Origin of the sequence: Peribacillus alkalitolerans (genome assembly GCF_010882125.1) — a bacterium.
Lineage (GTDB): Bacteria > Bacillota > Bacilli > Bacillales > DSM-1321 > Bacillus_BN > Bacillus_BN alkalitolerans.
On record NZ_JAAGVZ010000040.1, the window covers coordinates 1 to 12,775 of the forward strand.

General features: G+C 36.1%; 12 protein-coding genes. 5 read left to right on the plus strand and 7 right to left on the minus strand.

Going from position 1 to position 12,775, the window contains the following annotated elements:
* Positions 1–375: 375 nt before the first annotated feature.
* The 3 genes from G3O09_RS21535 to G3O09_RS21545 form a co-directional block, all read right to left on the minus strand.
* The gene (locus G3O09_RS21535) at positions 376–2,682 is read right to left on the minus strand and encodes a hypothetical protein (RefSeq protein ID WP_163103492.1); all 2,307 of its coding nucleotides are present in this window, start codon (positions 2,680–2,682) and stop codon (positions 376–378) included.
* A gap of 174 nt (positions 2,683–2,856) precedes the next feature.
* Positions 2,857–3,339 carry a hypothetical protein gene (locus tag G3O09_RS21540; RefSeq protein WP_163103493.1) on the minus strand — a complete coding sequence of 161 codons (483 nt, stop codon included), beginning with the start codon at positions 3,337–3,339 and terminating at the stop codon, positions 2,857–2,859.
* 105 nt (positions 3,340–3,444) lie between these two features.
* The gene (locus G3O09_RS21545; RefSeq protein WP_163103494.1) at positions 3,445–4,518 is read right to left on the minus strand and encodes a CotH kinase family protein; all 1,074 of its coding nucleotides are present in this window, start codon (positions 4,516–4,518) and stop codon (positions 3,445–3,447) included.
* 137 nt (positions 4,519–4,655) lie between these two features.
* Between G3O09_RS21545 and G3O09_RS21550 the strand changes: the two genes are divergently transcribed.
* The 3 genes from G3O09_RS21550 (at position 4,656) to G3O09_RS21560 (ending at position 6,334) form a co-directional block, all read left to right on the plus strand.
* Positions 4,656–5,432, plus strand: coding sequence for a collagen-like domain-containing protein (locus G3O09_RS21550; protein WP_163103495.1), 777 nt, complete (start codon positions 4,656–4,658; stop codon positions 5,430–5,432).
* A gap of 216 nt (positions 5,433–5,648) precedes the next feature.
* Entirely contained in the window at positions 5,649–5,846 is a 198-nt protein-coding gene (locus tag G3O09_RS21555) for a hypothetical protein (RefSeq protein ID WP_420850370.1), read from the plus strand.
* A gap of 65 nt (positions 5,847–5,911) precedes the next feature.
* Positions 5,912–6,334, plus strand: a complete 423-nt coding sequence (locus G3O09_RS21560; protein ID WP_163103497.1) for a hypothetical protein — start codon at positions 5,912–5,914, stop codon at positions 6,332–6,334.
* Between the two features lie 116 nt (positions 6,335–6,450).
* Here G3O09_RS21560 and G3O09_RS22245 read toward each other — a convergent pair whose 3' ends face one another.
* Complete coding sequence (locus tag G3O09_RS22245) at positions 6,451–6,591, minus strand: hypothetical protein (RefSeq protein WP_205439701.1); 141 nt, start codon at positions 6,589–6,591, stop codon at positions 6,451–6,453.
* Between the two features lie 178 nt (positions 6,592–6,769).
* On the opposite strand from G3O09_RS22245, the gene galU reads away from it, so the two are divergent.
* Entirely contained in the window at positions 6,770–7,672 is a 903-nt protein-coding gene (galU, locus tag G3O09_RS21565) for a UTP--glucose-1-phosphate uridylyltransferase GalU (protein ID WP_163103498.1), read from the plus strand.
* 1 nt (position 7,673) lies between these two features.
* Entirely contained in the window at positions 7,674–8,987 is a 1,314-nt protein-coding gene (locus G3O09_RS21570; RefSeq protein ID WP_163103499.1) for a UDP-glucose dehydrogenase family protein, read from the plus strand.
* A 77-nt stretch (positions 8,988–9,064) separates the two neighbouring features.
* On the opposite strand, the gene G3O09_RS21575 is transcribed toward G3O09_RS21570, so the two are convergent.
* From G3O09_RS21575 to G3O09_RS21585, 3 genes are read right to left on the minus strand one after another with little or no spacing between them, the layout of a single operon-like run.
* Entirely contained in the window at positions 9,065–9,841 is a 777-nt protein-coding gene (locus G3O09_RS21575) for a HipA family kinase (RefSeq protein ID WP_163103500.1), read from the minus strand.
* Entirely contained in the window at positions 9,834–10,952 is a 1,119-nt protein-coding gene (locus G3O09_RS21580) for a glycosyltransferase family 4 protein (RefSeq protein ID WP_163103501.1), read from the minus strand. The genes G3O09_RS21575 and G3O09_RS21580 overlap by 8 nt, the downstream gene beginning before the upstream one ends.
* A 26-nt stretch (positions 10,953–10,978) precedes the next feature.
* Positions 10,979–11,917 (minus strand): serine/threonine-protein kinase, encoded by a 939-nt coding sequence (locus G3O09_RS21585; protein ID WP_240338533.1) that lies wholly within the window; start codon positions 11,915–11,917, stop codon positions 10,979–10,981.
* Positions 11,918–12,775: the final 858 nt, after the last annotated feature.

Here is a 12,775-nt window from a genome sequence, read left to right on the forward strand (position 1 = left end):
TAGAGCTAAGGAAGGTCTAAATTAAAGAAAACTACATGAAAATGACAAAAGGCATCCGAATGGGGTCATTCGGAATGCCTTTTGTCGACAATCTGAAAGGAGATCCTTTAAAGGATCTCCTTTTTTTAACTTACACTATAAAACATAGATCTGTTATGTACATATTGGCAAAACATCCAGAGCCCCTTCGTTTTCATCCGAAAGGGGCGCCAGATTAAGATAGAGATGATCGTAATAAGAATTGATACATAATGGAAATTTGTAAAAGAGTAGTTGAATGTCATGAATGTTTTGATAAATTTGTCCTCTTAATAGTAAAACCAACATTGTTAAGACCATCGAATACGCCTCCTTTCTGAAAAGGCATATTGTTGATTAACTTTCTTCTCTATTTCTTTTCAATTGTAAATACATTCTTTCAGCATGTTTCATCAATGAGAGATATTGTTGCTCCATATCTCGTTCCATGGTTGATAGATCATCTTGAATTTGTGTGCTAGTAGAATTGACTGAACGATTAGTGCTTCTGAACGTCAAACATTGTTCATCATGTGTATTTCTATTTTCATCCCTGGTTGGCATCCAATTGCAATTAGAGTTGTTGCTGCTCTCATTAACTTCAAGTACCTGATCATCAGATTTCCGTCTCCTACGTTCATTGGAATTAGATCGTTCAGTTCGATAAGAAGTCTGTTCTGATTTTACTTTTTTACTAAAATTAGGAGAGGTTAGATTTTGATATAAATCAAATAAATCTGCAGGATCATCGTCATAAGAACTTTCATATTTCTCTTCATAGGATTTTTCATATCTATTCCTTCTTGAAGAATTTCTCTGGCGGAATATATACTGTCCTTCTGGTGAATATGAAGATTCTTCAGTTTGCTCCTGTTCTATTGGGAATACACCTGAACTAGAAGAAGAAGATTCTACTTCACAAACATCTGAAGAAGAGGATTCATTCTCACAAACATCTGAAGAAGAGGACTCATTCTCACAAACATCTGAAGAAGAGGATTCATTCTCACAAACATCTGAAGAAGAGGACTCATTCTCACAAACATCTGAAGAAGAGGATTCATTCTCACAAATATCTGAAGAAGAGGACTCATTCTCACAAACATCTGAAGAAGATGATTCATTCTCACAAACATCTGAAGAGGAGGATTCATTCTCACAAACCTCTTCTATAGAAGAAGATTCATCCACGATTACTTCAGATGAAGAGGATTCATTCTCACAAACCTCTTCTACAGAAGAAGATTCATTCTCGATCACTTCAGAAGAGGAGGATTCATTTTCGCAAACCTCTTCAACCGAAGAAGATTCATTCTCGATCATTTCAGAAGAGGAGGATTCATTCTCGCAATTCTCTTCAACCGAAGAAGATTCATCCGCGATGTCATCAGAAGAGGAGGATTCATTCTCGCAAACCTCTTCAACCGAAGAAGACTCATATTCGATGACTTCCGAAGAAGAGGATTCAACTTCGCAAACATTTTCAATTGAAGAAGATTCATCTATCTCTTCTAATAAGGAAGAGAAGGACTCTTCAGGTTTATATTCAATCATTGATGAGGATTCATCTATAAAAATAAAAGAAGAAGATTCGTTCTCGTCACAATTTTCATCAGAAGAAGATTCATCTATAAAAATAAAAGAAGAAGATTCGTTTTCGTCACAATTTTCATCAAAAGAAGATTCGTCCTTGTGACTATTTTTATCAGAAGAAGATTCTTCTTTGAAATACAGACTTGTTGAGAAAGAAGATTCTTCTGAAAAATATTTACTTCCTGAGGAAGATTCCTCGAAGTACTCGACAGTGTCAGAAGAGGATTCCTCAGAATATAGAACAGTTTGTGAAGAGGATTCCTCAACATATTGCTCGGTATAAGAGGAAGATTCTTCTATATACTGAACAGTGGAAGAGGATTCCTCTGGATAATAATATTTAGTTGAAGAAGATTCTACATTCTGGGTAGCAGAAGATGAAGACTCTTCATAGTAAGATATTTCACTAGAGGACGAAGACTCTTCATAATAGGACTGATCAGAGGAAGAAGATTCGTCGACATATTGGTTAGAAGAAGACGAAGACTCTTCATAATAGGACTGATTAGAAGAAGATTCATCAACATATTGTTCTGAAGAAGATGAAGACTCTTCATAATGGGACTGATCAGAGGAAGAAGAAGATTCGTCGACATATTGGTTAGAAGAAGACGAAGACTCCACATAATGGGACTGATCAGAGGAAGAAGAAGATTCATCGACATATTGGTTAGAAGAAGACGAAGACTCTTCATAATAGGTATCAGTGGAAGACGAAGATTCTTCGTAATAGGACTGCATAGTGGAAGAAGACTCATTATAAAAGGTTTTTACAGTGGAAGAAGATTCATCAACGTATCGAACAGTAGCAGATGAAGATTCGTCTACATACTTGATTGTTGAAGAGGATTCCTCCACATATCGGACTGTGTATGAAGAAGATTCTTCCACGTATTGGATGGTCGAAGGTGATGACTCCTCAACATAATAAACGGTGGAAGATTCTTCATTGTTCTTATTTGAAGAAGAAGCCTCTAGAGGAGTCTCATCCTTTGTAGATTGATCATCACTTGATGAATTATTAATATTTTCATCATTTTCATCCGATTGGGAAAAGTTAAGGTTTAGCATGGCTATAACCTCCTCGGTTAATCGACTTATCATTGTATTCTATTTACAATATAAGGCATGATTTCTCTCACAGGGCTAATGTAATGAGACAAAACCATGCCTTTTAACTGGTAATGGGAGAAGCTAAAAACGTATTTCGTGTATCTCTAATTAGTATATAATGAGACACATTAATTAGTTTTTTTGGTTTTCAGAATCTTTCTTGTTATCCTTTTTATCGTCTTTTTTAAGTTCAGACCTTAAAGTATTGCTAAGATTTCTTACATGGAACATGGATAGACGAATTACTTCTTCGTTTAAAACTATTGTAATGAAGTCGTGGTTAACTTCAGTCAAAATCCCTTCAATTTTTTCAGGACCTCCACGATTAATTCTTACCCATTGCTCTTTAAAATGAGAAATTAAATCTTTGAAATCTTTTCCAGACTTATATTTCAATCCATCTGAACCTGAAGATTCATATTCAAGTCTGTTTTTTGTATTCTCTGTTATGCTTTTTACATGATGTCCTTTGTAATATAAAACTCCATCTTCTTTTGTGTGTAATACAAAATAGTCAGAACCCACTTCTAATAATTTACCCACACGGGATTCTGGTCCACCTCTATCAACCCTTAACACTTTTCCAATCAAGGTCTCTAATGTTGATTTATTCATTTATTGCTCCTCCTTATATGCTATTTCCCTGTAATTATATGTGTCTCGGTAGGAAAGGGTAACTAAGGCATTCGCCCTTTTTATAAACAAAAAATGGGTTTTCATCTATAATCCCTGTAATTCATTTGTTAAATACTGTTTTCTCTTGCTTATAAAATCTAAAATAAAATTTTTTTCAATGGAAAATGAAGCGATACGGTCTTTAACAAATGGATCATCGGAAACGAATGGACTAATTAGGGAATGTAACTCTTCAATATATGGTTGAATGACATGTGTGGTGAAATGATTTTCTAAGATTTCTTTAAGAATTTCTTTATATTTTTTTCTATACAACTTACAATCCAATAAACGTCCAGAAAGAGTGTTATATCCTTGAATAGGAATATAATCATAGGAGAGTGGATGACCATGCAGGTCTCTTCCCCAACTTCCATCATAATCCCAAGGGGATAATTCAAATAGGTTCGTTTTACTGTTCTGATAGATGGCATAATTATGGATGAATCCATCAAAATTCTGAGTACAAACAACTCCAGCAAGCCATTTCAAGTACTTATCAATATCGATAAATTGGTTGATATCATTACAAAATTGTTCCTGATTTACAGTATTGATAAAAGCAATGAATAATTTTAACTGCTCATCGGATTGAATGGAAAGTTTAGGGGTGTATCCGTCGGTTAATGTGGTTTTTATTGTATGTTCAGGAGTTATGAGAGAGAAGTTCGCATCATCATTTGTAGCGTAATAAATCGAACCTTTAGGCAGCTTTCTTTTTTGTAGATAAAACTGATCAAATGATTCGAGTTGAAGGTATATGCCTTGAAAAAAACCATTTATATAAAGGAGTACATGTTTTGAATTTGGAGCCAAGACTCCTATACGATTAAAAAAATCTAGAGACAGTTTATTTCTTATTAAGGAAATATCATTAAACTCAGCATTTAAATGAATTTCGTGCTGCCCTTCCATAAAAAACGGCTGTTTAAAAACTATGTGATAAGATTTTTTCGGATGCTTACGTGTTTGATTCCCTCTTAATGAAATGTTTATTTTATAGTTCTCTGTCCCTGTGAGTAATCGCCCCATTTTATAATCCTCATTCCAAATATCTTCCTTCATGGATGCCAAGTCTTTAGGGTTAATAGTAATAAAATATTTAGGTAGGGTCGCCATATTATTTCAATCCTCCTTATGCAAAAAATCAAAAAAGTATAGACATTTATAATAAAAAATGTAATGTTGTCTAATCAAAATGATACAAATCCCCATAAGATAATCTGAAAAGATTAATTTATGGGAGGAAAACGAAATTGAGTACACACATACAGGAAAATATTTCTGATCTCTTAGTGATGGCTGGGCAAAATGGGTTATTAAAGTATATGAGCAATAACCCAACAGATGAGTTAGAAGCATCGGAAACCGTTGAGAATTTAGTTATGAAAAAAGATCATGCTTCCACAGGAGCAAAGGGGTTGAAAGGAAGTAGGGGATCTCATGGTTCTAAAGGACATAAGAGTCCAAGGGGAAGTAAGGGAACAAAAGGTTCGAAAGGAGCAAAGGGTCCAAGGGGAAGCAAGGGTTCTAAAGGTTCCAAAGGAGCAAAGGGTCCGAGAGGAAGCCACGGTTCAAAAGGTTCGAAAGGAGCAAAGGGTCCGAGAGGAAGCCACGGTTCAAAAGGTTCTAAAGGTTCCAAAGGAGCAAAGGGTCCGAGAGGAAGCCACGGTTCAAAAGGTTCTAAGGGCGCCAAAGGAGCAAAGGGGCCGAGAGGAAGCCACGGTTCAAAAGGTTCTAAGGGCTCCAAAGGAGCAAAGGGGCCGAGAGGAAGCCACGGTTCAAAAGGTTCTAAAGGTTCCAAAGGAGCAAAGGGTCCGAGAGGAAGCCACGGTTCAAAAGGTTCAAAAGGTTCCAAAGGAGCAAAGGGGCCGAGAGGAAGCCACGGTTCAAAAGGTTCTAAAGGTTCCAAAGGAGCAAAGGGTCCGAGAGGAAGCAAGGGTTCTAAAGGTTCCAAAGGAGCAAAGGGGCCAAGAGGAAGCAAGGGTTCCAAAGGAGCGAAAGGGCCGAAAGATGAACCTCATATCGATTAAGTACCACAAGGAGAGTAAGAGCTGTAAGAAGAATTGGGTCCGAAGGTGACAATAGAAAAATAGTATTCAATTTATCTATTACTCATTTTTTATAAGATTAGTGCCTAACAATCAAAAAAAGTGGTATAACATACTAAGTATGGATATATCATTATAAACCCAAATGTTAGGTGAACTATGAACATCATAAACTATAAATATAAAAAAAGGGGGAATTTGGAATTTGTATTTGATCAATTTCCAAATTCTCCTGTTTTACTTGCACTTATTACGAATTATTACTTTGTCAAACACGTAAAATGGTCTTCGCAGGATCCTGTTGTAACAAGAGAAAATCTAGAAGAGATGGAGAATTTAGTGAACCTTGAAATGGGAACGACCATTGGATATTTAATGAGAAAAGGCAGGAGCTAAACCTTCAGTTATTTCATCTATTACTACTTCTATAGTATATTTATTTATAAGTTAGGAGTGGGAAGATGAAGTTTATTAAATTTATATTGATACCAGTATTTATTTTAGTTGCTGCAGGCTATGGTGTTTATTTTTATGGTACAAATTTAGCGTCTGAAAAATTAATGGACGCCGTTTCAACGGAACTTGAAAATAGTGGTCAAATAGAAGAAATCAAAACGTATGTTGAAGGTGATCATGAATTAAAACAATTCATTGAAGAGGCTGGAACTGTCGATCAAAGTAAGTTACCTTTTCAAACAAAGGAAGAAGCTACTCGTGTACTCATAAAAAAAGTAGGAATTTCCGAACTTCAGGATATTCAATCGAAAGTTAAAGCAGGAACTGCTTCGAAAGAAGAAATTATCCAAGACCTTGAAAGCAAATTGACAGAAGAGGAAATAATGGCCTTAAAAGTGATTGCTTACAAAGAAATTTATAATAAATGATCTTTGAGGTGGTAGATCGTTCCTTTTTGAAAAAGGGGCGATTTTTTTTTGTACTACAAGAAAATAAAAAAGCTGATCATAAAGTACTTTGACTTTAAGTCAGCATCTTTACGGTGTTATTGTGAATCATCTTCCTGTTGCTCAGATGGCTCTTCGCTTGGATCTGGTTCATCTTCATCCACACCATTACAGCCGAATAACATTCCTGCCGATAGGATTGTAGAGAGCAATAAGAGTGAGTATTTCTTTTTCTTCATATGAATCCTCCTTTCCATTGATTTTTGTATTTTCTCCCATAGGGAAATTACTTACTCAAAAAAACTGAAGGTTGGAAAATTGAATGATGTTAATTACCGTAATATAGGCTACTAACGTGACCTACAGCTGTCCTTAGACATATAAAGGAGTAAGGAAAAAAAACTGGGGGCAGCAACCATGAGAATAAAAAAGGCTATTATTCCCGCGGCCGGTTATGGTACGCGTTTTTTGCCAGCAACAAAAGCCCAACCAAAGGAAATGCTGCCGATTGTTGATAAACCAACGATTCAATATATTGTAGAGGAAGCAGTAGCTTCTGGAATTGAGGAAATTATCATCATTAGCGGCAGAGGAAAGAGATCTATTGAGGACCACTTTGATAAATCTTATGAGCTGGAAGAAGAGTTATTAAGGAGTAATAAGATAGCTATTTTAGAGGAAGTACAAAAAATATCAAATATGGTGAATATCTTTTATGTACGCCAAAAGGAACCAAAAGGGCTAGGGCATGCGATTCTTTGTGCTAAAAGCTTCATTGGAAATGAGCCATTTGCAGTTTTGCTTGGGGATGACATCGTTATGTCTGAAACACCATGTCTTAAGCAAATCATTAATATATACGAGAAATACCAAAGCTCCGTGGTAGGTGTTCAAGAGGTCACAGAAAATGAAGTAAGCAGGTATGGTATTATCAAGCCTAAAGGGAACAATGTTGAACCTAACATAATCCAAGTCGATTCACTTGTAGAAAAACCCAAGAAAGAAAATGCTCCTTCCAAATATGCGATCATGGGTCGATATGTATTACTCCCTGAGATTTTTGACATTCTTGAAAGTCTTCCAGTAGGGCATGGAAATGAATTGCAACTTACAGATGCCATCAATGAAATAAATAAACAGCAAACCGTGTTGGGATACAATTTCGAAGGAATACGATATGATATTGGCGATAAACTCGGGTTCGTAAAGGCCACAATTGATATTGCCTTGCAAAGGGAAGATATTAGCGTTGAAGTTCAATCTTACTTAAAGAATATTTGTGAAAAAATCAACTTTGAGAACAATAAGGAGCCTGAATGATATGAAAGTAGCTGTTATTGGTACTGGATATGTCGGGCTGTCTACTGGAGTTTGTTTAGCAGAAATAGGACATCAAGTCAGATGTATAGATATTGATAAACAAAAAATAAATAAATTACGTTCTGGAATCTCACCTATTTATGAACCAGGCATTGAAAACATGCTTACTAGCAATATTGAAGCAGGGCGATTAAAATTTACAACTTCCCATAGAAAAGGATTAAAAGATATTGATATTATCATTGTTGCAGTAGGTACCCCCCAAGGGGAGGATGGAGCAGCGGATCTAAAATATCTTGAGCAAGCGGCCCTTGATATTTCTGAACATCTAAAACATGATGCGATCGTAGTTATTAAAAGCACAGTCCCTGTTGGAACGAATGATAATATCAAGAAAATTATTCGAAAACATTGTAAAAAAGGGTTATCGATAGAAGTTGTTTCAAATCCCGAATTCCTTAGACAGGGCACAGCCATAATGGATACGATGCATGCCGAGCGCATAATAATCGGTTCAGAAAATATAGAAGCAGCAGAAAAAGTTAAAGAATTGTATATCGCATTGAAAGTGCCTATACTTTTTACTAGCATTCGAAGTGCAGAGATGATCAAATATGCTTCAAATGCTTTTTTAGCCAGTAAGATCAGTTTCATTAATGAAATTTCGACTTTATGCGAAGCAGTCGGAGCTGATGTAATAGATGTCGCATTAGGAATGGGAAAAGACTATAGGATAGGGGAATCTTTTTTACAAGCGGGAATAGGTTATGGGGGTTCTTGTTTTCCAAAGGATGTAAAAGCCTTACTGTATACTGCCCATCAATATGAAATAGATTTCTCTTTGCTGAAAGAAACAATTTCTATTAATGAACATCAAAAAGAGATACTTGTAACAAAAGCGTTAAAACGTTTTGGGGATTTAAAAGGGAAAAAAATTGCAATGCTAGGTTTAGCATTCAAGCCGGACACGGATGATATGAGAGAAGCTCCTTCTATTAAAATTGCCCAGTTACTAAACAATTTGGGAGCAGAAGTAAGGGCCTATGATCCTGTAGCAGTTGATAATGCAAAAAAAATAATGGGAGATAGCATTGTATATGCTAATTCAGTTGCCGAAGCTGTGAAAGATACCGATGCACTATTCATCGTTACCGAATGGAATGAGTTTAAGCAATTAGATTTATCCCTAGTTACGAATTTGATGAATCGCCCTATTATTTTTGATGGTAGAAATTGTATGGAAGAAGATAAGGTCAGAGCTTGCAAACCCATCGAATATTATCCAATTGGAAGACCAATGATTGTAATCAAATAGATTAGGTGACCACTCTATTTAGGATGGAGTGGTCTTTTTGATCAGAGAAAAAACTCCTTTGCAATAAGGCAAGGGAGTTAGGTTTGTTTATTGTGTAAAGGTAGATACACAGTATTAATAAACTTTTCAATTTGCTCTGGAAGCGTTCTTTTACGTCGCTTCAAAAGGGTGTCCACGATTGCATTTTTTTCTTCCAATGATATATTCCATTCTTCGGGCATCATAGAAACAATTTCATCAAGTAGAAGTTGAGGGATTTTTTGAACAATTTCAATTTGTTCTGTAAATTGCTTTTCATCTTCAATGAAAGAAGCCATGAATTGGTGAGTGGCACTTTTCATGATTTTTCCTGTCAGTCTTTCTAAATCTGTTTGTATCCAGCTATGTGATCCGAGAATTTCTGCTTGGTCTATAATCCATAATTTATAAGAATTAGGACTTTCATCACACAAGAGGATGTTTTTTCGTGTTCGATCTTTATTACATAGCCAGTAATCGAAAACTATGATGGCTGCAAGAGAATGAGGGTTATTAATATGAGGCACAGTGGAAAGTTCATGACCATTGAAGCAGTCTGGTACGTACAACGATGCAAATTGGTATTGTGTTTGATCGATTCCGGAGAGTTCAGGATATAGAGACGTGAACTCTTTTGGGATCTTTACTAATTGTCCATAAGGAATAGGTAAGTCCAAGAACCGAGCCAAGCAATACCCGATCCACTCATTAGGTAATGTCTTGTCAAAGTCAGGTTGAAAATACTTAACAACATAATCCCTTCCATCATCAAAGGTAATTAAGTGGGCATTAGACTTACCTTCCAAGGTTTTTATATAAGAAACGGGTTCAATCATGGGAGTTCACCTCTCCATTAGTTGTTTCCTCCATAGCTAATAGTTTTTTCAAAAACTCAATGTATGAATCAGCTACAACTTGAATGGAAAAATTTCTTTGGACGTGCTCTAAGGCTGACTGAGACATTCTGGACTGAAGAGAAGGATTATCAAGGATCGTATACAATTGTTGGACAGCATCTTGGACATTATGGCCACGGAAGAGCAATCCAGTTTCCTCTTGAATGACCAACTCTGTAACAGGCATCATATTAGAAGCGACTACAGGTACTCCGCATCCCATCGATTCAATAAAAGTATTCCCAAATGACTCTGTTTTGGTGGTAGCTAACGTACATCCGCCTGATTGACGAATCTTGGCATAAACATGTGGCATCTGGTGATATGGGATGACCGGAAACCATTTTATGGTGTCTGTCAGCTGTTCATCTTGCCATACAGCTGCAAATTCCTCACGTTGTACACTTTGAGCGCCACCTATAAGCCAGATTTCAATATCATCCCGTTCACTTTTAATCTTCTTAGCAATTTCTATTAACATTGGCCAATTTTTACGCTTGTCAACCCGACCAATCCAACCGATTATTTTCTTGTTATCTGGAAGTGTAGGTTCATTGTTAAAGTCTATTTCCTCATATTCCAATGGACGGAAGAAGGAAGTATCCAAGCCGTTGTAGATTACATTAATTGGTATTTCATCTGTTAGTATAGATACTAGTCGTTTTTGGAATTGTGAAGGGACAATGATGGATACGGGTTGGATACCCCTGAATTTTTCTAAGTGCGGTTTAAGTTTAAATAGCTCTGGTGTTCGTGCTTCGACTATCACTGGGCCTTTAAACTTAGCTTTGCGAATCCATTTATAGGCAGACCCAGTGTCAACCACGATGATAGCGTCATATTTGTTTTTTTTAATGATTTTAATAATTTCCTGTTCATCTTTTGTTAAATAAACGGGAGCTACACCCTGCATAATGTGTAGCCCTCCATGGTCGGTGGTGTATAGGAATTCTGTGTCTATCCCATGTTTTTTAAAATAAATGGAACGATTTCTCCAACCTGCATTCACTCCACCAACAGTGAGTAGGCGCCAAATTACAAGTACTTTCATCTTGGATCCACCTCAATTTTGTTTCATTAATAGCCGCCGAAGCCACCAGTGAAACCTTTTCCTTTTCCTTTGCCTTTTGTGTGACCTTTGAATTTATGATCCTTCTTAAAAATTTTACCTTTATCAAAATAAACCTCTTTGCCATCCATATACTCATCGATTTTCTCCATTACTTCGTCAGGGTCCACACCACGAGCAAGCATCGTCTTGACCCATTCCTCTTTGAATACTTTGTGTAGCAGGCTTTCTAACTGCAGAGCATATTTTTGTTCGTCAATTGTTGTTAACAATGTATTAATTGCTTTTTTCGAGGATTTCTTGTCAGAGGGGTTATTAAGTAGTATTTGATAAATTTTACGTGAGAGCTCTTCCATTTCAATGTAGTGCAGCCATTCCTGATACAATTCAGGAGCAACTGATTGTACATAGGAAAGGAATACTTCCTTATTTTCATCCCCTAAAGAGGTTAATAGTTTACGTGGATACGGATATACACGATCACGCCAAATCGTTCTTGCAACATCAATTACTTTTAGGCTGCCATCAGGTTGTATATAAATTTGACGTTTATGATGGTCAATTCTTTCATAACCAATCTCTTTAAAAGTAATTAACATAGAGATCAATTTATCCATTAGTTCAGGTGTTAGTGGTTGAGATTGTAAGAACTCACGCAAATCAACACCTTTAATAATTTCCATCGCAATATAAAGAGGGCCTTTACCATAAACTTTAGGGAAAAGATTAGTATGCTGACCCATGGATAGGGCTACATATTCACGTTCACAATCCTCCACATTTCCAAACACTTTGACACAGATTTCTTCAGATAATAGAAAGACTGCGCCTTGACGCCCTTTCCCCATCATCGTAAGTGGTGAATTGTTTATTACCTCTACGTCTGCATTAATCATGTTTTTAACTTCTATGTCTTTAACCAAATCCTTAAGGTTTTTTAAATCCATATTTTCCGTCCTTTCTTTCGAAAAATTAATTAAGACCATTACCGAAATTGGAGTGATAACAAATTGTCTTGAGATAAATATTGAAACGACATATTAACTGATTAACCCTGCCTATATTCCACTAATTATCAATTACAATTGTTCCTCATATAGTAAATTCAAGAGTGTATGAAATGGTAAGGGCATTTGTCTATAAATGGGATATTCTATGGCAGCCATTAAAGATAAAGTTTGGGATAAGAAAAGATGCAGGTAACATTTGCTTCGTTCAGAAAGTCCTTTCCGGACGAATTAGACATCCATTCTAATGAAATTTCGGACCATGGCGCATGAAAATCCATGGTGGTACCCTATTTTTAAGGTAGGTGATGAAAAAAAGAAATTGCACATAGCATTTTAAATGAATTGAGGAATTTTTTACTAAATTCATGCATTTTCAACATTATTTCGGCGTTGATACCCAGGATCCAATAGGATATGTATAAGGGACCACACATCTTTTATCGAAACTGAAAGATTTATTATCGAAACTGGGAAAATATAATCGAAACGGCCAAAATACAATCGAAACGGCCAAAATACAATCGAAAATCCCTAAATATCGATTATTCGACAAATTCATCCCAAGTCTAAACCCATCAGAAGATAAAATTTTTGTGTCTCAACGCTAGTCAGGTAAAATGGCTGTCTGTAAATATTTGAGGCGCAAAGATATTCTTATGCGTTATTTTTCAGGTACCAAACAAAAAAGAGCCTATGTTTGGTATTATCCCCTTTAAGTAGACAGTGTAAAAAGCCTATGATTTTATCATGGATGATGCACTACTACTTGGAGGGGATTTTTCTATGGCTGTAAAA